Origin of the sequence: Streptomyces sp. PA03-3a (assembly GCF_033792735.1) — a bacterium.
Classification (GTDB): Bacteria; Actinomycetota; Actinomycetes; order Streptomycetales; family Streptomycetaceae; genus Actinacidiphila.
The window spans coordinates 79,276-102,161 of sequence record NZ_JARAVM010000024.1; the positions used below are offsets into that span (position 1 = coordinate 79,276).

General features: G+C 73.4%; 22 protein-coding genes. 18 read left to right on the forward strand and 4 right to left on the reverse strand.

The features are described from left to right. Positions 1-8 precede the first annotated feature (8 nt). The 7 genes from PV342_RS26835 to PV342_RS26865 all read left to right on the forward strand — a co-directional run bounded on the left by PV342_RS26835 (position 9) and on the right by PV342_RS26865 (position 7,714). Complete coding sequence (locus PV342_RS26835) at positions 9-686, forward strand: DUF305 domain-containing protein (protein WP_400798035.1); 678 nt, start codon at positions 9-11, stop codon at positions 684-686. Between the two features lie 142 nt (positions 687-828). Beyond that, positions 829-2,175, forward strand: coding sequence for an FAD-dependent oxidoreductase (locus tag PV342_RS26840; protein ID WP_500318915.1), 1,347 nt, complete (start codon positions 829-831; stop codon positions 2,173-2,175). Between the two features lie 135 nt (positions 2,176-2,310). Further along, positions 2,311-3,723: a nucleobase:cation symporter-2 family protein gene (locus PV342_RS26845; RefSeq protein ID WP_433428841.1), complete on the forward strand. Its 1,413-nt coding sequence runs from the start codon at positions 2,311-2,313 to the stop codon at positions 3,721-3,723. Between the two features lie 329 nt (positions 3,724-4,052). Next, positions 4,053-5,138 carry a sialidase family protein gene (locus PV342_RS26850; protein ID WP_500318917.1) on the forward strand — a complete coding sequence of 362 codons (1,086 nt, stop codon included), beginning with the start codon at positions 4,053-4,055 and terminating at the stop codon, positions 5,136-5,138. Between the two features lie 31 nt (positions 5,139-5,169). Beyond that, positions 5,170-5,847, forward strand: coding sequence for a uracil-DNA glycosylase (locus tag PV342_RS26855; RefSeq protein WP_386992968.1), 678 nt, complete (start codon positions 5,170-5,172; stop codon positions 5,845-5,847). 25 nt (positions 5,848-5,872) lie between these two features. Continuing rightward, a complete protein-coding gene (locus tag PV342_RS26860) occupies positions 5,873-6,712 on the forward strand; it encodes an LURP-one-related family protein (protein ID WP_361004563.1) in 840 nt (279 codons plus the stop codon). Positions 6,713-6,838: 126 nt separating this feature from the next. Next, positions 6,839-7,714 carry a sirohydrochlorin chelatase gene (locus tag PV342_RS26865; protein WP_329184022.1) on the forward strand — a complete coding sequence of 292 codons (876 nt, stop codon included), beginning with the start codon at positions 6,839-6,841 and terminating at the stop codon, positions 7,712-7,714. A 92-nt stretch (positions 7,715-7,806) separates the two neighbouring features. Here PV342_RS26865 and PV342_RS26870 read toward each other — a convergent pair whose 3' ends face one another. From PV342_RS26870 to PV342_RS26880, 3 genes are all read right to left on the reverse strand, one after another. Beyond that, a complete protein-coding gene (locus tag PV342_RS26870) occupies positions 7,807-8,844 on the reverse strand; it encodes a lactonase family protein (RefSeq protein WP_500318920.1) in 1,038 nt (345 codons plus the stop codon). A gap of 78 nt (positions 8,845-8,922) precedes the next feature. Beyond that, positions 8,923-10,059: a nitric oxide synthase oxygenase gene (locus tag PV342_RS26875; RefSeq protein ID WP_400798470.1), complete on the reverse strand. Its 1,137-nt coding sequence runs from the start codon at positions 10,057-10,059 to the stop codon at positions 8,923-8,925. Between the two features lie 581 nt (positions 10,060-10,640). Further along, complete coding sequence (locus PV342_RS26880) at positions 10,641-12,158, reverse strand: FUSC family protein (RefSeq protein WP_500318922.1); 1,518 nt, start codon at positions 12,156-12,158, stop codon at positions 10,641-10,643. 367 nt (positions 12,159-12,525) lie between these two features. Here PV342_RS26880 and PV342_RS26885 point away from each other — a divergent pair, with 367 nt between their 5' ends. From PV342_RS26885 to PV342_RS26905, 5 genes are all read left to right on the forward strand, one after another. Then, positions 12,526-13,053 (forward strand): (2Fe-2S)-binding protein, encoded by a 528-nt coding sequence (locus PV342_RS26885; RefSeq protein WP_018562343.1) that lies wholly within the window; start codon positions 12,526-12,528, stop codon positions 13,051-13,053. Further along, the gene (locus tag PV342_RS26890; RefSeq protein ID WP_018562342.1) at positions 13,040-14,029 is read left to right on the forward strand and encodes an FAD binding domain-containing protein; all 990 of its coding nucleotides are present in this window, start codon (positions 13,040-13,042) and stop codon (positions 14,027-14,029) included. Before PV342_RS26885 ends, PV342_RS26890 begins: the two co-directional genes overlap by 14 nt. Beyond that, positions 14,026-16,233 (forward strand): xanthine dehydrogenase family protein molybdopterin-binding subunit, encoded by a 2,208-nt coding sequence (locus PV342_RS26895; protein ID WP_500318925.1) that lies wholly within the window; start codon positions 14,026-14,028, stop codon positions 16,231-16,233. The genes PV342_RS26890 and PV342_RS26895 overlap by 4 nt, the downstream gene beginning before the upstream one ends. A 71-nt stretch (positions 16,234-16,304) precedes the next feature. Further along, positions 16,305-16,793 (forward strand): Lrp/AsnC family transcriptional regulator, encoded by a 489-nt coding sequence (locus PV342_RS26900; RefSeq protein ID WP_391576065.1) that lies wholly within the window; start codon positions 16,305-16,307, stop codon positions 16,791-16,793. Between the two features lie 24 nt (positions 16,794-16,817). Continuing rightward, positions 16,818-17,489 carry an HAD family hydrolase gene (locus PV342_RS26905; protein WP_500318926.1) on the forward strand — a complete coding sequence of 224 codons (672 nt, stop codon included), beginning with the start codon at positions 16,818-16,820 and terminating at the stop codon, positions 17,487-17,489. A 27-nt stretch (positions 17,490-17,516) separates the two neighbouring features. Here the strand turns inward: PV342_RS26905 and PV342_RS26910 are convergent, their stop codons facing one another. Further along, on the reverse strand, positions 17,517-17,939 hold the full coding sequence (locus PV342_RS26910; RefSeq protein WP_400798004.1) for a secondary thiamine-phosphate synthase enzyme YjbQ: 423 nt from the start codon (positions 17,937-17,939) through the stop codon (positions 17,517-17,519). Between the two features lie 176 nt (positions 17,940-18,115). On the opposite strand from PV342_RS26910, the gene PV342_RS26915 reads away from it, so the two are divergent. The 6 genes from PV342_RS26915 to PV342_RS26940 all read left to right on the forward strand — a co-directional run bounded on the left by PV342_RS26915 (position 18,116) and on the right by PV342_RS26940 (position 22,883). After that, positions 18,116-18,199, forward strand: coding sequence for a putative leader peptide (locus PV342_RS26915; protein ID WP_354795648.1), 84 nt, complete (start codon positions 18,116-18,118; stop codon positions 18,197-18,199). A gap of 181 nt (positions 18,200-18,380) precedes the next feature. Then, positions 18,381-19,274, forward strand: a complete 894-nt coding sequence (locus PV342_RS26920) for an ABC transporter permease (RefSeq protein ID WP_400798002.1) — start codon at positions 18,381-18,383, stop codon at positions 19,272-19,274. After that, positions 19,247-20,017 carry an ABC transporter ATP-binding protein gene (locus tag PV342_RS26925; protein WP_400797999.1) on the forward strand — a complete coding sequence of 257 codons (771 nt, stop codon included), beginning with the start codon at positions 19,247-19,249 and terminating at the stop codon, positions 20,015-20,017. The genes PV342_RS26920 and PV342_RS26925 overlap by 28 nt, the downstream gene beginning before the upstream one ends. 31 nt (positions 20,018-20,048) lie before the next feature. After that, positions 20,049-21,080 carry an ABC transporter substrate-binding protein gene (locus PV342_RS26930; RefSeq protein WP_400797996.1) on the forward strand — a complete coding sequence of 344 codons (1,032 nt, stop codon included), beginning with the start codon at positions 20,049-20,051 and terminating at the stop codon, positions 21,078-21,080. Positions 21,081-21,091: 11 nt separating this feature from the next. Continuing rightward, entirely contained in the window at positions 21,092-22,300 is a 1,209-nt protein-coding gene (locus tag PV342_RS26935) for an LLM class flavin-dependent oxidoreductase (protein WP_500318929.1), read from the forward strand. 127 nt (positions 22,301-22,427) lie between these two features. Next, on the forward strand, positions 22,428-22,883 hold the full coding sequence (locus tag PV342_RS26940; protein WP_392605151.1) for a hypothetical protein: 456 nt from the start codon (positions 22,428-22,430) through the stop codon (positions 22,881-22,883). Positions 22,884-22,886 lie beyond the last annotated feature (3 nt).

Consider the following 22,886-nt stretch of genomic DNA (forward strand, 5'->3'; position numbering starts at 1 on the left):
CCCTTCTCATGTGCGCGTCAAAAGATGACAATGCACTGGTGTTTTCCTCGTATCGCGTTGCGACGCTGCCCGCGCTGGCCCTCACCGCCTCCTTACTACTCGCCCTGACCAGCTGCGATGGCGGTTCCGGAAGCGATTCCGCGTCCGCCGCGCCCTCGGTCATCGCGCCGGGCGCACCGGGTGAGAAAGCCACCACGCTCTCCAGGGACGAGGCGGCGAAGGCCCTGCCCGACGACTCCCCGAATCCGGCAGACCTCACCTATGTGACGAACATGGTCGCCCACCACCAGCAGGCGCTTGTCATGACCGCCCTCGCCGACAGCCACGCCTCGGGCGAGCAGGTCCGGGCGCTCGCCGCACGCATCGACGCCGCGCAGGGCCCGGAGATCGACGTCATGGAGGCCTGGCTCAAGACCAACGGCGGCTCCCACGGCACCGCCCACGACCATGACCACGCCTCGATGCCCGGGATGGCGACCGCGGCGCAGCTGGCCGCGCTGCGCGAGGCGCGCGGCGCCGAGTTCGACCGGCAGTTCCTGCGTCTGATGATCGCCCACCACCGCGGAGCGGTGACGATGGCCACGGACGTGCTCACGCACGGCCGCAACGTCCAGGTCGGCGAGTGGGCGAACGACGTGATCGCGCAGCAGAGCGCCGAGATCGCCCGGATGCGCGCCATGGGCTGACATCCCGGACCGCGACACGCTCCGGTGCCCTCCCCCCGGCGGCCCCTCGGTGCGATGCTGGACGTGGCCGCCCGTCCCGCCCGCTCCGGGCGGCACACGGGCCGCCGAGGTGAACCCAACCCTCGCCGAAGGGGAGGCGCCCGTGCTGCGTGTGGCAGTCGTCGGTTCAGGTCCCAGCGGGGTGTATACGGCCGAGGCGCTGACCCGCCAGGAGGCGGTGCCGGACGTCTCCGTCGACGTTCTCGACCGGCTGCCCTGCCCCTACGGGCTGGTCCGGTACGGGGTGGCCCCCGACCACGAGAAGATCAAATCCCTGCAGGGCACGCTGCGGCGCGTCCTGGAGGACCCCCGGATCCGCTTCCTGGGCGATGTGACCGTCGGGGGTCCGGGGCTGTCCCCGCGGGCCCTGCTGGGGCTGTACCACGCGGTGGTGTACTGCTTCGGCGCCGCGACCGACCGCCGGCTGGGCGTGCCCGGGGAGGACCTGCCCGGCAGTTGCGCGGCCACGCACTTCGTCTCCTGGTACAGCGCCCATCCCGACGAGGCTCCCGACGGTTTCCCGCTGCACGCCCGCTCCGCCGTCGTCGTCGGGGTCGGCAACGTCGCCGTCGACGTGGCCCGCATCCTGGCCCGGGGCGCCGAGGAGCTGCGCCGCACCGATGTGCCCGAGGGAGTACTGCGGGCCCTGGCGGACAGCCGCGTCACGGACGTCCACATGGTGGGGCGGCGCGGGCCCTCGCAGGCGAAATTCACCACCAAGGAGCTGCGCGAGCTCGGCGACCTGCCCGACGCCGACGTGCTCGTACGCCCCGAGGAGCTGGAGCTCGACCCCGCGTACACCGATCCGCAGGGGCTCGTCCCGGTCGCCCGGCGCAATGTGGAGGTGCTGCGCGGCTGGGCCTCCCGGCCGGCCGCGGGCCGGCGGCGCCGCATCCATCTGCGGTTCTTCCTGCGACCGGTGGCGGTGCTCGGTGAGGACGGGGTGACGGGGGTGCGGTTCGAGCGGACCGCTCCGGACGGGCGGGGCGGGGTGCGGGGCACCGGTGTCCTGGAGGACATCGACGCCCAACTGGTGCTGCGGTCGGTCGGTTACCGCGGCGTCCCGCTGGAGGGGCTGCCCTTCGACGACCGGCTCGGCATCGTGCCCAACGAGGAGGGCCGTGTGCTGCGCGGTGGTGTGCCCTCGCCCGGAGAGTACGTCGCCGGCTGGATCAAGCGCGGGCCGACCGGGGTCATCGGCACCAACCGGCCCTGCGCCAAGCAGACGGCGGCGGCCCTGGTCGCCGACGCGCGGGAACTGCTGGCCCGCCGCACCACGGCCGCCGATCCGCTGGAGGGGCTTCGGGCACTGGGGCAGGACCCGGTGGAGTGGACCGGGTGGGAGGCCATCGAGGCCGCCGAGGCGGCGCTGGGCCGGTCGCTGGACCGCGCGACCGTGAAGATCCCCGACTGGGAAGGGCTGTTGGCGGCCGCACGCCCCACGGGCTGAGACCCGCGGGGAGCGAATGAAGCCCCTCCGCGATCAACAGGCCGTTCACGCCCACCGGGGTCCCGGGCAACTGCCTCGTCGGGCAACTGCCTCGTCGTTCCCCCGCTCACCCGCGCCGCGTTCGAGGAGCTGCCCATGGCGACGCCGCCGCACCGTCCCGCCGTCCATCCCGTCGACGAGGTCCTGCCCGCCGTCCAGCTCGGGGCGTTCGGGCTGCAGCACGTGCTGGCGATGTACGCCGGCGCGGTGGCCGTGCCGCTCATCGTCGGCGGTGCGCTGAAGCTGCCGCCCGCCGACCTCGCCTACCTGATCACGGCGGACCTGCTGGTGTGCGGCATCGCCACGCTGCTGCAGTGCGTGGGCTGGTGGCGGTTCGGTGTCCGGCTGCCCATCATGCAGGGCTGCACCTTCGCGGCGGTCGCGCCCATGGTGCTGATCGGACAGGACGGCGGACTCCCCGCGATCTACGGCGCCGTCATCGCCTCGGGAGTGGCGATGGTCCTGCTGGCACCGGTCTTCGGGCGGCTGCTGCGGTTCTTCCCACCGCTGGTGACCGGCACCGTGATCCTGGTCATCGGGCTCAGCCTGCTGCCGGTGGCGGGCAACTGGGCCGCGGGAGGGGTGGGTTCGGCCGACTTCGGGGCGCCGCGGAACATCGGGCTGGCTGCCGCGGTGCTCGTGGCCGTCCTGCTGGTGCAGCGCTTCGCGCCCCCTGCCGTCGCACGCATCGCGGTCCTGGCGGGCATCGTGCTGGGCACCCTGGCGGCCGTGCCGCTGGGCTTCACCGACTTCGGCGCGGTCGGCGACGCCGACTGGGTCGGGATCAGCACGCCGTTCCACTTCGGCACGCCCGACTTCCAGGGCGCGGCGATCGCCTCCATGCTCGTCGTGGCCCTGGTGACGATGACCGAGACGACCGGCGACATCATCGCCGTGGGCGAGCTGACCGGCCGCCACGTGGAGCCGCGGCGGCTCGCGGACGGGCTGCGCGCCGACGGCGTGTCGACCGTGCTCGGCGGGGTCTTCAACACCTTCCCGTACACCGCCTACGCCCAGAACGTGGGCCTGGTGGGGATGACCCGGGTACGCAGCCGCTGGGTGGTGGCGACCGCGGGCGGCATCCTCGTGCTGCTGGGGCTGCTGCCCAAACTGGGCGCCGTGGTCGCGGCGATCCCGGCGCCGGTGCTGGGCGGCGCGGGCCTGGTGATGTTCGGGACGGTGGCGGCGAGCGGGGTGCGGACCCTGTCCACCGTCGACTTCCACGGCAACGGCAATCTGACCGTGGTGGCGGTGTCGGTCGCGGTCGGACTGCTGCCGGTCGGCGTCCCGGATGTGTACGACGCCTTCCCCGACTGGTTCCAGACGGTGATGGACAGCGGGATCAGCGCGGGGTGCATCACCGCGATCGCGCTGAACCTGCTCTTCAACCACCTGCCCGGCGGCCCCGGTTCAGGCGCGGACGAGGCCGCCGACCCCGCCGGGCCGCCCGTCCTGCCGGTCGGCGGCGGCGAGGACGCCGTCCACGAGCCCGGGGAGGAGCGCCTCTAGGCCGGCGCGGCGCAGCGCGTTCGTCTTGGACGTGCCCCGGTGATTCCGGGTGACCACGCCGGCCCCCCGGAGCACCCGGAGCACCCGGAAGAGGACTCTCCCGGCTCGACCGCAGATCTGCCATCCGGATCCCGGGGGCCGGAATAAGGCCGACGGGTCCGCGGACGGTGACCGCCTGGCCGCCCGTTCCACGTACGGGGCACCGCCCGCCCGCGGCCGGGCGCGGCCCCCCTTCCCTGGGGAAACGCGCGCCGCGGTCCCCGTTGTCGGTGGGGCGGTGCAGAATCTGTGAGACAGGACACATTCCCGTAGTTCGGAGATGGTGCGTCATGGACGACGTCGTACTCGCGATCGGCACACGCAAAGGACTGTTCCTGGGACGGCGGGGCGGCGCCGGCACGTGGGAGCTGACCGGACCGCACTTCCCCATGCAGGCGGTGTACTCGGTCGGCATCGACACGCGCCGGGCAGTGCCCCGGCTGCTGGTCGGCGCGGACAGCTCGCACTGGGGCCCCTCGGTCTTCCGCTCCGACGACCTCGGGCGCAGTTGGGAGGAGCCGGCGCGGCCCGCGGTGCGGTTCCCCAAGGACACGGACACCTCGCTGGAGCGCGTCTGGCAGATCCAGCCCGCCGGCACCGGCGCCCCGGACCTGGTGTGGGCCGGCACGGAACCGGGCGCGCTCTTCCGCTCCGACGACGGCGGGGTGACCTTCGAGTTCGTGCGGAGCCTGTGGGAGCACCCGCAGCGGGAGCTGTGGGGCGCCGGATTCGGCGGGCAGGCGGTGCACACGGTGGTCACCGATCCGCGCGACGCCGACGCGGTGATCGCGGCCGTCTCCTCCGGCGGCGTCTACCGCTCGTCCGACGGCGGCGCGAGCTGGACGTCGTCCAACACCGGGCTCAAGGCGGAGTTCCTGCCTGGCCCCTACCCGGAGTTCGGCCAGTGCGTGCACAAGATCGCCCGCGACGCGGAGGACCCGGACCGGCTGTATCTGCAGAACCACGGCGGGGTCTACCGCAGCGACGACGCCGGCGCGGCGTGGACGGAGATCGGCAAGGGCCTGCCCGCGGACTTCGGCTTCGCGGTCACCACCCACCCCCGCCGGGGCGGTGTCGCGTACGTCTCCCCGGTCAACGACGGCAGCGACCGCTACCAGCCCGACTACCGCTGCCGGGTCTACCGCACCGAGGACGCGGGGGCCTCGTGGACCGCCCTGTCCGCCGGCCTGCCCGCGGAGGACCACTACGGCGTGGTCCTGCGCGACGCGCTGCGCACCGACGACGCAGACCCGGTCGGCGTGTACTTCGGCAACCGCAACGGCGAGGTGTACGCCAGCTCCGACGAGGGCGACAGCTGGCGGCTCGTGGTCTCGCACCTGCCTGACGTGCTGTGCGTGAGGGCGGCCGTGGTCTGACTGTCGGTGCGAGCCACTAGAGTGACTCCCCGTGGCAGCACGACCGTTGAACGAGATCGTCGAAGAGGGCTGGGCCAAGGCGCTGGAGCCGGTCGCCGGGAAGATCGCCGAAATGGGCGACTTCCTGCGCGCCGAGATAGCCGCGGGCCGCACCTACGTGCCGTCGGGGGCGAACGTGCTGCGCGCGTTCCAGCAGCCCTTCGACGACGTCAGGGTGCTCATCGTGGGCCAGGACCCGTATCCCACCCCGGGGCACGCCGTCGGGCTGTCGTTCTCGGTGGCCCCGGAGGTGCGGCCGCTGCCCGGCAGCCTGGAGAACATCTACCGGGAGCTGAACACCGACCTCGGCCTGCCCCGGCCCTCCAACGGCGACCTGACCCCCTGGACGCGGCAGGGCGTCCTGTTGCTCAACAGGGCGCTCACCACCGCACCCCGCAAGCCCGGAGGACACCGCGGCAGGGGCTGGGAGGAGGTCACCGAGCAGGCCATGCGCGCGCTCGTCGCGCGCGGCAAGCCGCTGGTGTCCATCCTGTGGGGCTCCGACGCGCGCAAGCTTCGCCCGCTGCTGGGGAGTCTTCCTGCGGTCGAGTCCGCCCACCCCTCTCCCATGTCGGCCGACCGCGGCTTCTTCGGTTCGCGTCCGTTCAGCCGGGCCAACGACCTCCTGGCGCGGCAGGGCGCGAATCCGGTGGACTGGCGGCTGCCCTGACAGAGGCAGCCGTTACCCTGCCCGGGTGACGACGCAATCGAACACTCCGGCGGGCTGGTACCCGGACCCGCACGGCACGCAGAACCTGCTGCGCTACTGGGACGGCTCCCAGTGGACGGAGCACACCCACCCGGGCGGCGCGCAGGTCCCGCCGCAGCCCAAGGAGAACCCCTGGGAACTGGGCGTCGACGGGGGCGCCGACCCCTCGCGCATCCAGCGCCAGGTGCAGCAGCAGGCGGGCGTCGCCCCCACCGGCCCGGGTGGGGGAACGCTCTTCAGCGAGCCCGTCCTGGTGGTCAACCAGAAAGCCAAGCTCATCGAGCTGAACAACGAGTACAGCGTCTTCGACCAGCAGGGGCGCCAGCTCGGCTCGGTGCTCCAGGTCGGCCAGAGCACCGCGCGGAAGGTGCTGCGCTTCGTCGCGAGCGTCGACCAGTTCCTGTCGGTGCGCTTGGAGGTCCGTGACGCGCACGGACAGCCGCAGCTGCTGCTGACGCGTCCGGCGAAGTTCATCAAGTCCAAGGTGATCGTGCAGCGCGCCGACGGCATGACGCTCGGCGAGATCGTCCAGCAGAACGCCATCGGCAAGATCAACTTCGCCTTCGAGGTGAACGGCCAGAAGATCGGGGCGATCAAGGCCGAGAACTGGCGCGCCTGGAACTTCGCCATCGTCGACCACACCGACACCGAGGTCGCCCGGATCACCAAGACCTGGGAGGGCCTGGCGAAGACGATGTTCACCACCGCCGACAACTACGTGCTGCAGATCCACCGGCAACTGCCGGACCCCCTGCTGAGCATGGTCGTCGCCTCCGCCCTGACCGTGGACACCGCCCTCAAGCAGGACTCGCGCGGACTCGGCTGATCGTGGCACGCATACGGTGCCGGGGCGTGCGGACCCGGCACCGTATCAGGACAGAACCGGACAGGTAACCCCTGCGATGGACCCGCCCGAACAACCGAGCGCGCAAAGGCACTAGCATGCCTCGCCATGAGCACTGCCGAAGGCCCCGCACCCGGCCTGCCCGTTCGTATGCCCCGCCCCCGCCAGCCCGGGCGGCACCGGCGGCCGGAACCGCTGACCGCGCCCGAGGGTGCACCCGCGCTAGTCCTCGCCGTGCCCGGCACCCCCTCCTCCGCGATACGCAGTCTCGCGGAGGAGATCGTCAGCATCGCCCGCATCGAGCTCTCCGGACTCGACCCGCGTATCGGCTACGTCGACGGCGACGGCGAGGAGTACCCGACTCTCGAGTCCGTGCTGGCCCAGGCCGCCACCGAGCGCGGTGACCAGGCCCCCGCGGCCGTCGTGGTCCCCCTGCTGGCAGGCCCCGAGGCCTCGGTGATGCGCCGGCTGCGCCAGGCCGTGGCGGACAGCCGTTCCGCGGCGGAGGTGACCGACGTGCTCGGCCCCCACCCGCTGCTGGCGGAGGCGCTGCACGTGCGTCTCTCCGAGGCCGGCCTGGCCCGCGCCGACCGCGCCCGCCTGTTCACGGTGGCCACGGCCGCCGACGGCATCATCCTGGCCACCGTGGGTGGCGAGGAGGCCGTCCAGGCTGCGGGGGTGACCGGTCTGCTGCTGGCCGCGCGTCTCGCGGTGCCGGTGCTGGCCGCCGCTCTGGACATCGAGGGCTCGGTCGCCGGGGCCGCCGAGCAGCTGCGCTCCTCCGGCTCGACCACGCTCGCGCTCGCGCCGTACGTGGTCGGTCCCGAGGTCGCCCCCGAGGTGCTGCACGACGCCGCCAAGGAGGCCGACTGCTCCGCGGCCGACGCGCTGGGCCCCTACCCGGCCATCGGCAAGCTGGTCGTCTCCACGTACACCGCGTCCCTGGGCATCGCCCAGCCGTCGCAGGGCGCTCCGCTGGGCTGAACCCGCGGGCCTCGACGACGACGGCGTGGTGGCCGCCCCGGCATCCCGGGGCCGGCCACCACGCCGTTGCGCGTACGGGCATGCCGCCGCCGTCAGCCGAAGACCACGCAGGACGCGGCCGGCACGGGAACCGAGCCCGCGAGCTTCGGCGTGCCGGTGGCCGGGTCCACGTCGAACCAGCTGACGTCGCCGGAGCGCTCGTTGGCCGCGTAGAGCCGCTTCCCGGAGGGGTCGAGGGTCAGATGGCGCGGCCAGTCGCCGCCGCAGTCCACGGTCTCCAGCAGTTCCAGCCGGTCACCGCCGGCGTCGACGGACAGCACGGCGATGCTGTTGTGCCCGCGGTTGGCGGCCCAGGCGAACCGGCCGTCGGGGGAGACGACCAGCTCGGAGGGGTAGTTCGGGCCGGAGGCGTCCGCGGGCAGCACGCAGACCTCGGCGACGGGCTTCAGACGGCCCGCCTCCGCTTCCCAGTGACAGACCGTCACCACGGAGTCCAGCTCGTTCATGACGTAGGCGCGGTCCCCGCGCGGGTGGAAGGTCAGGTGGCGCGGTCCGCTGCCGGAGCGCAGGCCCATCTCGCGTTCCACCTCCAACTCACCGCTGTCCGCGTCGAGTTCGCAGACACGTACGGAGTCCGTGCCGAGGTCCACGGTCAGCACCCAGCGCCCGGAGGGGTCGGGCAGCACCATGTGGGCGTGCGGGCCCTCCTGCCGCTCCGGGTCGGGGCCGTCGCCCTCGTGCTCCAGGACGTGGCGCGGCCCGCCGAGCGCGCCGCGCTCGTCGACCGGCAGCACGCTGACGGTGCCGGAGGCGTAGTTGGCGGTGAGCAGGTGTCCCCGGTGCAGGCACAGGTGGGTGGGCGCGCCGCCGCCCACCGGCACTGTGGCGCCCAGCGGTTCGGGGCGGGCGGGGTCGCCCAGTGAGAACACGGCCGCGCCGCCGTCCTCGGGGTGCTCGCTGACGGTGTACAGCAGGCCGCGGTCCTCGGAGAGCACGAGGAAGGACGGGTCCCCCACCGCGGAGTCGGTGCGCAGCACCGTCAGCGCTCCCGAATCGGGGTCGACGGCGGCGGTGGTCAGTCCCTTGCCGCCCGCCGAGGTGAACGACCCGATGTAAACGTGCCCGGCCACTGCCGTACCTCTTCCGCAGGTTGTCTGTACGGCGGCTGAGAGTAACGCAGTGGCCGGAAACCGATCCCGTTGCCCCCGTCACACCAGCGTCTCGCCGCGGGCGAGGGCGAGCGACTCGGGGTGGTGGACGTAGGCGGGCGTCAGGTCGCCGGTGTCGTAGTAGCGGTGGAAGACGCCGGTGGCCGAGCCGGAGATGGGCGGCACGATCCACGACCAGTCGGCGGGCACCGGACGGCCCTTGCGCTCCTCCCGTTCGATGTGGGCGAGGAAGCGCCGGGACTCGGTGTGGTGGTCGGTGATACTGGCGCCGACGCGGTCGAAGGAGTGCAGCACCGCCCGGTTGAGCTCGACCAGGGCGCGGTCGCGCCAGAGCGAGCGGTCGCTGCCGGTGTCCAGGCCGAGCCGGTCGGCGAAGCGCGGCAGGAGGTCGTAGCGGTCGGTGTCGGCGAAGTTGCGGGCGCCTATCTCGGTGCCCATGTACCAGCCGTTGAAGGGGGCAGCCGGGTAGCAGACGCCACCGATCTCCAGGCACATGGAGGAGATGGCCGGGACGGCGTGCCAGCGCAGGCCCCACTCCGCCAGCCAGTCGAGCTCCGGGTGCACGATCGGCACCTCCAGCACGGCGTCGGCGGGCAGCGTGAAGTGGCGCGGCGGCTCGGCCCCGCCCTGCACGACCAGCGGCAGGATGTCGAAGGGCGTGCCGGGACCGCCGGACCAGCCCAGTCGCCGGGCCACTTCGGTGATGCCGGTGTTGCCCGGGTCGCCCAGCACCCCGCCGTCGGGCCGGGCGTAGCCGGCGTAGCGGATGAGCTGGTCGTTCCAGATCCTCGGGCCGGGACGGTCCGGGGTGTCCGGGGCGAAGACGGTGACCACCGGGCGGATGCGCCCTCCGTTGGTCGCGACCCTCAGGTGGGCGGCGGCCTCCAGTGCCACCCCGCGCGCCGTGGCGACGTGGCGGCGGTCGCGGACCTGCAGGGAGTTCCAGTACAGCCGCCCTATGCAGCGGTTGCTGTTCCGCCAGGCGACGCGCGCGCCGAAGACGAGTTCCTCGTGCGTGTGCCGGTAGGTGCCCGTCGCGTCGATCTCGGCGAGCACCGCGGCCAGCCGCTGCCGCGGGTCGCCCGCGACGCTGGGGAGCTCGCTGTGGTACTGCCGCAGGAAGTCGGTGGCCAGCGCGCGGACGTCCACCTCCTTGTGCCGGACGGTGCTCGCCATCGTCCCGTCTCGACCTGCGGCGCCTTCGACCGGGCAGGTCGCCGCCACCTCATCGGGACGCGGCGTCTCGCCGCCCTCGTCCACGGCCTGCGGGTGCCCCGCGGGGCACCCGGCCAGTGGCTCCGGGCCGTCCATCCGCGCGTGCTCCGCCGCGGGCGGGACGCGGCCCGGCCCGGCACGCCGTTCGTTCTTCCCCCCGGTACGGCGCAGAAATCTCAGCACGCCTGGCACCCCCAAGACCGCCCTGCACAAACCGTTTCCCTCACGGCGAACCGTTTCCCTCACGGCCCGCGGATACGGCACGAGACGGGATCGGCCCCGCCGCTCGTCCGGAGTCAGTCATCCTGGCACGCCGGGCCGAACAGGACGTCTCATCAGGTGAATTGACGACATCACGACCCAGATCGGACACAATCCGGTCACATGACGACCGCGACCGGTCCCGATCGGCCGGGGGCGCACATGAGCCCGGAACGCACGCCCCGGCGCCGCCGATGGGTCTCCGCCCGGCGAGAACGCTCCCCGCACGCGGCACCGGACGCCGCACGGCGGTCGCGACACGGCGGCGGGCCCGCAGCGGCTCAGGCGGTCCCGGCCGACGGCTCCGGGCGCGCGGAGGCGCCCAGGGGAACGGCCAGACCGGCCAGGGCCGTCTCGAGGCCGCGCAGGTGCTCCAGCGCCCGGTCGGCGTGCGGATGCGGCCCCGCGCTCTCGCGTACGGCCGCACCGGGCGCCGGGGTCACGCTCCCGGCCGCGTCCGGGGGCACCAGTCGCCGCACGGCGATCTCGACACGCAGGCAGGCCGCGGTGAGGCGTTCGTCGTGGCAGGCGTGCGGGTCCGCCACGACCTCCGCGAGGCCGCGGACCTGGCGGGCGCACTCGTCGAGCAGGGCGAGGACGGTACGGGCGCGGGCCTTGCGGCGGCGCAGCGGGCTGAGGGGGTGCACCAGCGGGGCGACGGTGGCCCGTACCCGCTCCAGGAGGACGTCGAGTTCCGTCACGTGGCGGGCGAGGTCGTCTCCGGGCCCGCCGGCGAGGTGGCGGGCGGCCTCGCCGGCGAACGCGCGGACCGCGTGGAGCGCGCGGCGGATCCAGTCGTCGGTCGCCGCGTGCGTGCTCACCGGCAGCACCACGAGGACGGCGACGACCGCGCCCAGGGCACCGACGGCGGTCTCCCCCAGCCGCAGGGCGAGCAGTCCGGGGTGGAGGATGCCGAGCAGGCCGTAGAGCAGCCCCGCCATGACCGTCACGAAGAACATCATCCAGCTGTACGAGACCGGGGCGGTGTAGAAGATCCCGAAGACGCAGACGGCGACGAGCGCCGCCGTCGGCGCGGGCGCCCCGTGCAGCGGGAGCGCCACGGCGAGCCCCGCGGCGATGCCGGTGACCGTGCCCAGGACGCGGCGGAAGCCGCGAACGAGGGTCTCGCCCCGCGAGGTGGTGTTCACGAAGATCCACCAGGCCGTGCCGACGGCCCAGTACCAGCGGTCCTCGGACAGCACCTGGCCCACCGCCACCGCGATGGCCCCCGCGAGCACCGCCTGGAACGCCTGCCGGGTCGTCGGGCGGCGCAGCCCCCGGGGCTGCGGCAGGGCGACGGCCGGCGCCGGGACGGCCCCGCGCTCGTAGCACCACAGGCCGAAGCGGACGAGGGCGGCGCAGCCGAGCCCGAGGCCCATGGCCCCGTACAGCTCCGGCAGCAGTCCGGGAGCGGCCCGCAGGAACTGGGCGATGAAGAACATCATGAAGGCGAAGACGCCCAGCGCGTGGCCGCGCGGCCCCCAGCGGCGGGCGTAGACCCCGGCGAAGACCACCGCGAGGAAGGCCGCGTCCCGTGCGCCCGGGTACGGGTGCAGCCACGCGGCCAGCGCGAGGACGGGAAACCCCGCCGCGGGCATCAGCGCGGTGGTCACGGCCTGGCGGCCGGGGTCCCGGTCGGTGACCACGAACAGCGCGAGCAGCGCGGCGAGCCCGGCGACCACGACGGCGGGGAGCGGCAGCCCGGCCATGGCCACGGCGGCGACCGCCCCCGTGATGCCCAGAACCGCGCGCGAGGCGCTGCGCAGCCGCGTGCGCCCCGGGTCCGGTGCGATGAACATCCGCCTCACCACGTGCCCGTCCGCCCCCTCGTTCGTGTCACGGCGTGTGTCCGCGCATGGAAAAGGCGCTGCGGGGCCTCGTGCCTCCCGCAACGCCATCGTCGCCCCCAGGAAAACATCCCCGGTGCCCATGGCTCAACCGAGCGCGAGTCCACTGGGCCATTGGCCCACCCGGAGATCGCGCGGCCGCGGCGGGGCCGGGCCACTGGCCCATGCCGAAACACCCATTCGGCGTATATTGAGGAGAAAGGCGGACGTATTGACGCGAAAAGTCGATCCCGCCTTTAAAGGCGCCTGACGAACCAACTCACCGGATCCGCCCCAGGAGGGGCTCGAGTCGTACCCGACCCGTCCGGAGGAGGACGCGATGAGGGACGTGGCGAGCGAGCGGGACGTGGACCGTCCCGGAACCACCGAGAGGGTCGTGACACTCGACGTCAATGGCCGGTCGTACACCCTGCGCCTGGACACCCGGGTCACACTGCTGGACGCGCTGCGGGACCGGCTGGGCCTGACGGGCACCAAGAAGGGATGCGACCAGGGAGCCTGCGGAGCGTGCACGGTCCATCTCGACGGCAGGAGAGTGCTGGCCTGCCTGACACTGGCCGCCCAGGCCGAGGGCCGGGCGATCACCACCATCGAGGGTGTCGCCGGCGCGGAGGGGCCGCACCCGGTGCAGCGGGCGTTCATGGACCACGACGGCTTCCAGTGCGGTTTCTGCACCCCCGGGCAGATCATGTCCGCGGTGGCGCTGATGGCCGAGGGCCGGGCCGGTTCCGACGAGGAGATCCGGGAGTTCATGAGCGGCAACCTGTGCCGCTGCGGCGCCTATCCCAACATCGTGGCCGCCGTCCGCGAGGCGGCGTCCGGCGGAGGTTACGATGCGCACCTTTGACTACGTACGGGCCACCGACACCCAGGAGGTCGTGCGGATGCTGGCGGAGGACCCGTCGGCGTCCTGCCTCGCGGGCGGCACGACCCAGCTGGACCTGATGAAGGACGGGGTCCTGGAGCCGCCGACGCTGATCGACATCACCCGGCTACCGCTGCACGGCATCGAGCGGCGCGGCGAGTCGCTGCACGTGGGGGCACTGGCCACGATGGAGGAGCTGGCCGCCGACGCCACGGTCGCCGAGCGGCTTCCGGTGGTGCGCGAGGCCCTCCTGCTGGGCGCGTCGGTGCAGCTGCGGAACATGGCCACCATCGGCGGCAACCTGCTGCAGCGGACCCGCTGCCGCTACTTCCGCGACCCGACGGTCCTCGAGTGCAACAAGCGCGCACCGGGCACGGGCTGCGGGGCCGTGCAGGGCGCGGCCAGGATGCACGCCGTGCTCGGCGTGAACGAGAACTGCATCGCGCTGCACGCCTCAGACCTCGCCGTCGCGCTCGTGGCGCTGGACGCGGTCGTGCACATCCAGGGGCTGTCGGGGCGGCGCACCGTCCCGCTGACGGAGTTCTACGTGACGGCCGACGAGAGCCCCGAGCGGGAGAACGTCCTGGAGCACGCCGAGCTGATCACCGAGGTCGAGATCCCGCTCCCGCCGCCGTCCGCCCGCTCGGGTTACCTCAAGGTCCGCGACCGGGTGTCGTACGAGTTCGCGCTGACCTCGGCCGCCGTGGTGCTGGTGGTGGAGGACGGCACGATCCGTCAGGCCCGGGTCGGGCTGGGCGGGGTGGGCTCGAAACCGTGGCGGGCGTACGAGGCCGAGCACGTGCTGACCGGCGCTCCCGCGACGTCGGCCACGTTCCAGGACGCGTCCGAGGCGACGATGCGCGACGCGTGGACCGTGCCGGGCACGGCCTTCAAGGTGCCGCTGGCCCGCCGGACCCTCGTCCGCGAACTGCAGACAGTGTCAGGAGTGACGGCATGAGCACGGTCGAGAGCAGGCCGCTGGTCGGTGCGGGCGTCAACCGGGTCGACGGACCGCGCAAGGTCACCGGCTCCGCGCCGTACCCGATGGACTTCAGCGTCCCCGGCCAGGCCTACGGCGCCCTGGTGCAGAGCACCGTCTCCGCGGGCCGGATCATCCGCATGGACACCGAGGAGGCGGAACGCTCCCCCGGCGTGATCTCGGTGCTCACCCACGAGAACGCCCCGCGGGTCGGAACCGGCCCCACCACGGTGCTCGGCGAGGCACCGCCCGCCCCGCTGCGCAACGACCGGGTCATGCACCACGGCCAGCACATCGCCTTCGTGGTGGCCGAGACACCGGAACAGGCCGCCGCGGCGGCACGGCTGGTGCACGCCGAGTACGAGGCCGCCGAGCCGCTGCTGGACCTTCAGGACCCGAGGGCGCAGCACCTGGTGGACCCGTGGAAGATGGACCACACACGTGGCGACGCCGCCGCCGCTCTGGAGGCCGCCGACGTCATCGTGCGCGGCACGTACTTCACGGCGGACAACACCAACAACCCGCTCGGGCTGTTCGCCACCCTCGCCGCGTGGGAGGAGGACACCCTCACCGTCCACGACACCAGCCAGTGGCCGTCGATGGTGCGCACCACCCTCGCCATGGTCTTCGGGATCCCCGAGAGCTCGGTGCGGGTGCTGGTGCCCTACGTGGGCGGCGGCTTCGGCGCCGGGCTGCGGGCGTGGCCGCACGTCATCCTCACCGCAATGGCCGCCCGGACGACCAAGCGCCCGGTGAAGCTCGTACTGACCCGGCCGCAGATGTTCACCTCGATCGGGCACCGGCCCAGCGGGGTGCAGTGGCTCAGCGTGGGCGCCTCGCGCGACGGCGCGCTGGTGGCCCTCGACCACCGCAGCCTCAGCTCGCTGAGCATGGAGGACAACGACTTCGAGCCGTTCTCCCACGGGACCTCCTTCGCCTACCGGTGCCCCAACGTGATCACCCGGGACCAGCAGGCCAAGCTCAACATCGCCGTGCCGACGTCGATGCGCGCCCCGGCGGAGGCGCAGGGCAGCTTCGCGCTGGAGTCGGCCATGGACGAGCTGGCGTACACCCTGCGCATGGACCCGCTGGAGCTGCGGATCCACAACCACACCGAGGTCGACCCGCGCAACGGGCTGCCCTGGTCGGGCAAGGCGATCCTGGAGTGCTACGAGGTCGGCGCGCGGCGCTTCGGCTGGGCCGACCGGAACCCGGAGCCGCGGTCCATGCGCGACGGCAACTGGCTGGTGGGCTACGGCATGGCGAGCGCGATGTTCCCGTACTTCGCGACGCCGTGCATGGCCGAGGCCACCGTCAACCGCGACGGGAGCGCGTTCGTGCGCAGCGCGGCGACGGACATCGGCACGGGCACGTACACCGTGATGGCTCAGCTGTCCGCCGAGGAACTCGGGCTTCCCCTGGACAAGGTCCGCTTCGACCTCGGCGACTCCGACATGCCCGACTCGATGATGGCGGGCGGCTCCGGGCTGACCGGTGCGCTCGGCAACGCCGTGCACGACGCGTGCCGCAGGCTCGTGGGGCTGTTCGCGGACCTCGTCCGCGGGGACGCCGACTCGCCGCTGCTGGGCGCCTCGCCCGAGGACGTGGAGGCCTCCGGCGGCCGGGTCCACCTCGCCGGCCGCCCGGACCGCGGGGAGTCGTACGCCGACATCCTGGCCCGGCACGGCCTGGCGCAGCTCACGGCGACCGGGAGCAGCAAACCGCCGGACGCGGCGGAGATCGGCATGTCCCCGGCCGGGGCCTACGGCGCGAAGTTCGTGGAGGTGCGTGTCGACGCGGACCTGGGCATCGTCCGGGTCGCCCGGGTGGTGTCCGCGATCGACGGCGGCCGCATCCTCAACGAGAAGACGGCCAGGAGCCAGATCATCGGCGGGACGGTCGGCGGGATCGGCATGGCCCTGTTCGAGGACACCGTCACCGACCCGCGCACCGGCCGCATCGCCAACGGGACGTTCGGCGACTACCTCGTCGCCGTGAACGCCGACATCCCGGAGCTGGACGTGATCTTCGTCGGTGAACCCGACCGCGGCACGCCGACCGGCACCAAGGGCGTCGGCGAGGTCGGCCTGGTGGGCATCGCGCCCGCCATCGCCAACGCCGTGTACCACGCCACCGGAAAGCGCATCCGCGACCTGCCGATCACCATCGACGACCTGCTCTGAGCGGCGCGCACGGGCCGTCGGCAGCGTCGGGCCCTCCCCACCGCCCCCGGACCCCGAGGAGGCCGCGGCCCGTGCCCGCCGACGAGCTGGACGCCCGGATCCTGGCCCTGCTGCTGGAACAGCCGCGCACCAGCGTCCGCGAGTACGCCCGCATCCTGGGTGTGGCGCGCGGAACCCTGCAGGCGCGGCTGGACCGGCTGGAACGGGACGGGGTGATCACCGGGTACGGCCCGCGGCTCTCGCCGGAGGCCCTGGGGTACCGGGTGCTGGCCTTCGTCCACCTGGAGGTGACGCAGGGCCATCTGGACGCCACGGGCCGGGCCCTGGCCGCGGTACCCGAGATCATCGAGGCGTTCTCGATCACCGGCGGCGGCGACCTGCTCACCCGGGTGGTCGCCCGGGACGCCGCGCACCTGGAGGACGTGATCCAGCGCCTGGTCCAGGTGCCGGGTGTGGTGCGCACCCGCACGGAGGTCGCGCTGCGCGAGCGGGTCCCGCAGCGGATGCTGCCGCTGGTGCGGGAGGTCGGCCGTGACGCGGCGGCCGGGCGCACGCCGTGACGACCGGCTTGGCATGCTGGTGGCATGACGCTCCCCGCAGTGATATTCGACCTCGACGGCACCCTCGTGGACAGCGAGCCCAACTACTTCGAGGCGGGCCGCGGGCTGCTGGCCGCGCACGGCGTGGACGACTTCACCTGGGAGCAGCACCGGCGCTTCATCGGCATCGGCACCAAGGAGACGCTGGAGGCCCTGCGCGAGGAGTACGCCCTGTCGGCGTCCGTCCAGGAGCTGCTGGACGGCAAGAACCGGCTCTACCTGGGGCTGGCCCGCGGCGCCACCGAGGTGTTCCCGCGGATGCGGGAGTTCGTCGAGCTGCTGGCGAAGGCCGGGCACCCCATGGCGGTGGCCTCGGGCTCCTCGCGGGAGGCGATACGCGCGGTGCTGGCCGGCACCGGGCTGGACGCCCTGCTGACGACCGTGGTCTCCGCGGAGGAGGTCGAGCGCGGCAAGCCCGCCCCGGACGTCTTCCTGGAGGCGGCGGCCCGGCTCGACGTGAACCCGGCGGACTGCGTGGTCGTCGAGGACGCGCCGCCGGGCGCGGAGGCCGCGCACCGGGCGGGCATGCGGTGCGTGGCCGTCCCGTACCTGGCCGTGCAGGCCGACGACCCCGCCTTCGCGACGGCCGGTCTGCTGGTGCGCGGCGGGCAGAGCGCCTTCGACGCGCGGGCGGTCATGGAGTGGCTGACGGCCTGACGGCCGGACGGCCGGGTCGCGCGGCGGTCACCCCAGGAAGCTCAGCCGTACCTGGCGCCGGGGGTTGTCGCGGTTGGTGTCGACCAGGACGACGGACTGCCAGGTGCCCAGTTCGAGCCGGCCGCCGACCACCGGGAGCGTGGCGTGCGGCGGGACGACGGCGGGCAGCACGTGGTCGCGGCCGTGACCGGGACTGCCGTGGCGGTGGCGCCAGCGGTCGTCGGCGGGGAGCAGGTCGTGGAGGGCCGCCAGCAGGTCGTCGTCGCTGCCCGCGCCGGTCTCGATGACGGCGATCCCGGCGGTGGCGTGCGGGACGAACACGTTCAGCAGCCCGTCACGTCCGAGGGAGACGTCGTCGAGGAAGTCGGCGCAGGCGCCGGTCAGATCGTGGACCGTCTCCCGGCTGCCGGTGGTGACGTCGATGGTGCGGGTGGAGAATGCGTCGGCCATGTGACCATGGTGGCCCACGCCGCGGGCCCGCGCGTTCCGGGGTGGCCGCCGGCGTTCCCAAGGCGGTCGGAGGGCGGCCGAAGGCGTTCCTAAAACGTTCCCAAGGCGTTCCGAAGGCGTTCCGAGGGCCGAGACGCCGTTGACGCCATCTGGACGGCCTGGCTACGGTCGTCCACATGTCGCGTCCCGTTCTTCTCACCACGCGCGGTCACATCGACCTGCTGCGGGTGGCCTCCGCCGCCTGTCGCCGCGGCTGCTGACGCTTCCCCACCTTTTCGCACGCCTTTCGTCCCGCGTGCCATCCGCGCCTGTGCGCCCTTCCCGCAACGCCCCCGTACGCGTTCCCGTGACGAGTCGTAGCGCCCTCGCCTGCGCCTGACCGGTCGCGCGTCGGAGGAGCGTGCGTGCCCGCTCGCCGCCTCCCCCATGTGGAGCCTTCTCATGAGCATCAGCAAAGCGCCACCGGACATATCCCCTGTATCGGCTGACGTCCCACCGGACCTCCCTTCTGCCGTCCCGTCCGCGGCCGCCCCCGAACTGCGGCCCGTGGTCCCGGTCTCCGCCCGGCGCCGCTCGCTGCCCCGCTGGCTGCGGCGCACCACGGGCCCGCTGCTGCTGCTCGCGGCGTGGCAGCTGCTCAGTGCGACCGGTGTGCTGCGGCCCGAGGTGCTGGCCTCGCCGGGCACCATCGCCGGCACGGCGGCCGAGCTCGTGACGAGCGGTCAACTCGGGTCCGCCATGGCGGTGTCTCTCCAGCGCGTGGTGGTCGGGCTGCTCCTCGGCGGCGCGGCCGGCATCACGCTGGCTCTGCTGTCCGGGCTGTCCCGTCTGGGCGAGGACCTGGTCGACGCGAGCGTGCAGATGCTGCGCGCAGTGCCGTTCGTCGGGCTGATCCCGCTGTTCATCATCTGGCTGGGGATCGGCGAGGCCCCGAAGGTGACCCTCATCGCGCTCGGCGTCGCCTTCCACCTCTACCTCAACGTCTACGCGGGGATCCGCGGTGTCGACGAGCAACTGATCGAGGCGGGTACCTCGCTCGGGTTGTCCCGCCCGGCGCTGGTCCGGCACGTCGTCCTGCCGGGTGCGCTGCCCGGCGCGATGACGGGGCTGCGCTACTCGCTGGCGACCGCATGGCTCGCCCTGGTCTTCGGGGAGCAGATCAACGCCTCCGACGGGATCGGCTTCCTGATGACCCAGGCGCGGGACTTCCTGCGGACCGACGTGATCGTGGTCTGCCTCGTCGTCTACGCCTTCCTCGGCCTCACCGCCGACATCGTCGTCCGTGCTCTCGAAAGGCTGCTGCTGCAATGGCGACCGACCTTCACCGGCCAGTGAGCCACGACATCCCGCCCGCCGCGGGCGGTCCCGCGGCCGTGCGCGTGGCGGGGCTGACCCGCTCCTTCGGCGGCCGGCCCGTCATCGACGGCCTCGACCTCACGCTGCGGCCGGGCGAGTTCACCGCGCTGCTCGGCCGCAGCGGCTGCGGCAAGAGCACGCTGCTGCGCGTCCTCGCCGGGCTCGACCGGGAGATGGCGGGCACCGTACTGGTACCGGAGAGGCGTGCGGTCGCCTTCCAGGCTCCGCGGCTCATGCCGTGGAAGCGGGTGTGGCGCAACGTCCTGCTCGGGCTGCCGGGACGGCCCCGACGGGAACTCGCGGAGGCCGCGTTGGAGGAGGTCGGCCTGCGGGAGCGGTCCGGCGCCTGGCCGAAGACGCTGTCGGGCGGTGAGGCCCAGCGCGCCTCGCTCGCCCGGGCCCTGGTCCGTGAGCCCGATCTGCTGCTGCTCGACGAGCCGTTCGGCGCGCTCGACGCGCTGACCCGCATCAAGGCGCAGCGCCTCGTCGCCGAGCTGTGGCAGCGCCGCGGCTGCGCGGTCCTGCTCGTCACGCACGACGTGGACGAGGCCCTACTCCTGGCCGACCGCGCCCTGGTCATGCGGGACGGGATCATCGCCCACGACACCCCGGTCGCCCTGCCCCGTCCCCGCGACGCCGGCGACCACCGCTTCACCGCCCTGCGCTCCCGGCTGCTGGCCGAACTCGGCGTGGACACGCCGGCGTCGGGCGAAGCGGCCTGACCCGCCCCCACGAGAAGGACGACGGACCACCATGGACACCATCCGGCGCGTCACCCCCGCCCTGCTGCTCCCGCTCACCCTCCTGCTCGCCGCCTGCGGCGTCTCCACCGCCGACACCTCCGTGGGCGGCACCGGCGACGGCACCGACGGCAAGGGCGCGGTCACCTTGAACGTCGGTGACCAGAAGGGCGGTTCCGAAGCCGTCCTGAGGGCCGCGGGCGAACTCGACGACCTCACCTACCGCATCAAATGGTCGACCTTCACCTCCGGGCCACCCCTGCTGGAGGCGGTGAACGCCAAAGCCGTGGACATCGGCGGGGTGGGCAACACCCCGCCGGTCTTCGCCGCCGGTTCCGGATCGAAGATCACGGTCGTGGCGGCCTCGCACGGCTCCTCCGAGGGCGAGGCCGTCGTGGTGCCCGGGGACTCGGCGCTGAAGCGTCTCGCCGACCTGAAGGGCATGCGTATCGCGGTCGCCCAGGGCAGTTCCGCGCACTACCAGCTGATCACCTCGCTGCGGTCCGCCGGACTCTCGCTCGAGGACGTCGACGTCAGCTATCTGCAGCCCGCCGACGCGCTCGCCGCTTTCAGCGGGGGCAAGGTCGACGCCTGGGCGATCTGGGACCCGTACACCTCCCAAGTGCTGCGCAACAACGGCGCGCGCGTCCTGACCACCGGCACGGGGCGCGTCAATGGGCTCGCCTTCCAGGTCGCCGCACCGGGTGCCCTTGCGGACAAGGCGAAGTCGGCCGCCATCGGCGACTACCTGGAGCGCCTGCGGCGCGCCCAGGAGTGGGTCGCAGAACACCCGGAGCAGTGGGCGAAGGTGTGGGCCAAGGAGACCGGCCTGCCGTACGAGGTGGCGCTGGACGCGGTGGAGCGCACCAACGGCACCCGCGTCTCGGTGGCCGTGGACGACGCCGCCGTCGCCTCCGAGCAGAAGATCGCCGACACCTTCGAGGACCTCGGGCTCATCCCGCGGCACGTGGACTTCGCCGCCTTCGTCGACCGGCGCTTCAACGCCGGCCTGCCCGCCTCCACCACCGCCGCACGCACCCGCTGAGAGGGCCGCACATGTCCGTTCACCTGCACTGGTTCCTGCCCACCGGCGGCGACGGCCGCACCCTGGTGGACCGTCACGCCTACACCGACGGCGGCGTGAAACGCTCGCGCGTCACGCCGGTCTCCGGGGTGCGCGCGCCCGACATCGAGTACCTGGCGCAGATCGCCCGGGCGGCCGACGGGCTGGGCTTCGAGGCCGTCCTGACGCCCACCGGCACCTGGTGCGAGGACGCGTGGCTGACCACGGTCGCGCTGTCGCAGCACACCGAGCGGCTGAAGTTCCTGGTCGCGTTCCGGCCGGGGGTCGTCTCGCCGGTCCTGGCCGCGCAGATGGCGGCGACATACCAGCGGATCACCCGGGGCCGGCTCCTGCTCAACGTCGTCACCGGCGGGGACTCCGTCGAACAGCGCCGCTTCGGCGACCACCTGGACCACGACTCCCGCTACGCGCGCACCGACGAGTTCCTCTCGGTGGTGCGCGGGGTGTGGGGCGGGCGGCCCTTCGACTTCGACGGGGAGCACTACCGGGTCGAGGGCGGACTGACCGCGCTGCCGCCCGACCCGGTACCGCAGATCTTCTTCGGGGGCTCCTCACCGGCGGCCGGGCCCGTCGCCGCCCGGCACGCCGACGTCTACCTGACCTGGGGCGAGCCGCCGGAGCAGGTGAGGGCGAAGACCGACTGGATCCGCGGTCTCGCCGAGGCGCAGGGGCGCACCGTACGTTTCGGCATCCGTCTCCATGTGATCTCCCGCGACTCCGCCAGGGAGGCGTGGGCCGCGACGGAACGGCTGCTGGACGACCTCGACGAGGACACCGTCGCCGCCGCGCAGGAGGCTCTCGGGCGCAGCGAGTCGGTGGGCCAGCAGCGGATGCTGGCGCTGCACGGCGGCTCGCGCGACGGGCTCGAGATCTCGCCGAACCTGTGGGCCGGGGTGGGCCTGGTGCGCGGCGGGGCCGGGACGGCGCTGGTCGGCAGCCACGCGGAGGTCGCCGACCGGATCGAGGAGTACCACTCCCTGGGGATCGACCACTTCGTGCTGTCGGGCTACCCGCACCTGGAGGAGGCGTATTGGTTCGGGGAGGGCGTCATGCCCGAACTGGCCGCGCGGGGGCTGCTCGACAGGGTGCCCGACGCGCCGCTCGCGGGCGTCCCCGCGGCGCACGGCCGTCCGGCGTCCGCACCGGGCGGGGCGCCGCTGCTGCTCTCCGGAGGGCGCTGACGGTCGCCGTGCGACGGGGGGCGGCTGTCCTGATCCGGGCGGCCGCCCTCCGATTGGTCTGGACCACTTGCCGCCCCTCGGGATAGGGTCGGCAGCGCCCGCCCGAGCGTCAGAGGGGGACTTCCACGTGTACGCACCGCACCGCGTCGCCGCGCTGGTCGACGTCTGCCTGCTGCCCGCCGGCCGGACCCGCAGGCCGCCGGAATGGCTCCGGCGCGGACTGGAACGGGCCGGGGCGGTCACCATCGGCGTCCCCGCCGCGCTCAGCGGGCCCGCGGTCACCGAGCTGCTGCGGGACGAGTTCGGCGACGGCGCGGTCGTGATCAGCGAGCCGCTCGACACCGACGAGGTCGTGGAGGGCTGGGGCGTCCCGGGCGCCGCCGTCCTCGCCTGGCTCTCGGGCGTGGACCTGCTCCAGCTCGGACCCGGCTGCGGCACGGGCGTCCGGGAGGCCATCCGCACCGCGGCCACCAGGGCGGTCGCCGACGGCGACCTGCCGCTGTCCCGCCTGGAGGAGGCCGCCGCCCGGGTGGCCCGGCTGCGCCGCGAGGTGTCCGCGGGAAGCTTCCGCGAACGGGCGTAGTTG

Coding starts and splice junctions, on each gene's coding strand:
- PV342_RS26835 (WP_400798035.1), top strand. CDS start 9: ATGTGCGCGTCAAAAGATGACAATGCACTGGTGTTTTCCTCGTATCGC.
- PV342_RS26845 (WP_433428841.1), top strand. CDS start 2,311: ATGGCGACGCCGCCGCACCGTCCCGCCGTCCATCCCGTCGACGAGGTC.
- PV342_RS26850 (WP_500318917.1), top strand. CDS start 4,053: ATGGACGACGTCGTACTCGCGATCGGCACACGCAAAGGACTGTTCCTG.
- PV342_RS26865 (WP_329184022.1), top strand. CDS start 6,839: ATGAGCACTGCCGAAGGCCCCGCACCCGGCCTGCCCGTTCGTATGCCC.
- PV342_RS26875 (WP_400798470.1), bottom strand. CDS start 10,059: ATGGCGAGCACCGTCCGGCACAAGGAGGTGGACGTCCGCGCGCTGGCC.
- PV342_RS26880 (WP_500318922.1), bottom strand. CDS start 12,158: ATGTTCATCGCACCGGACCCGGGGCGCACGCGGCTGCGCAGCGCCTCG.
- PV342_RS26885 (WP_018562343.1), top strand. CDS start 12,526: ATGAGGGACGTGGCGAGCGAGCGGGACGTGGACCGTCCCGGAACCACC.
- PV342_RS26890 (WP_018562342.1), top strand. CDS start 13,040: ATGCGCACCTTTGACTACGTACGGGCCACCGACACCCAGGAGGTCGTG.
- PV342_RS26895 (WP_500318925.1), top strand. CDS start 14,026: ATGAGCACGGTCGAGAGCAGGCCGCTGGTCGGTGCGGGCGTCAACCGG.
- PV342_RS26905 (WP_500318926.1), top strand. CDS start 16,818: ATGACGCTCCCCGCAGTGATATTCGACCTCGACGGCACCCTCGTGGAC.
- PV342_RS26910 (WP_400798004.1), bottom strand. CDS start 17,939: ATGGCCGACGCATTCTCCACCCGCACCATCGACGTCACCACCGGCAGC.
- PV342_RS26915 (WP_354795648.1), top strand. CDS start 18,116: ATGTCGCGTCCCGTTCTTCTCACCACGCGCGGTCACATCGACCTGCTG.
- PV342_RS26920 (WP_400798002.1), top strand. CDS start 18,381: ATGAGCATCAGCAAAGCGCCACCGGACATATCCCCTGTATCGGCTGAC.
- PV342_RS26925 (WP_400797999.1), top strand. CDS start 19,247: ATGGCGACCGACCTTCACCGGCCAGTGAGCCACGACATCCCGCCCGCC.
- PV342_RS26930 (WP_400797996.1), top strand. CDS start 20,049: ATGGACACCATCCGGCGCGTCACCCCCGCCCTGCTGCTCCCGCTCACC.
- PV342_RS26935 (WP_500318929.1), top strand. CDS start 21,092: ATGTCCGTTCACCTGCACTGGTTCCTGCCCACCGGCGGCGACGGCCGC.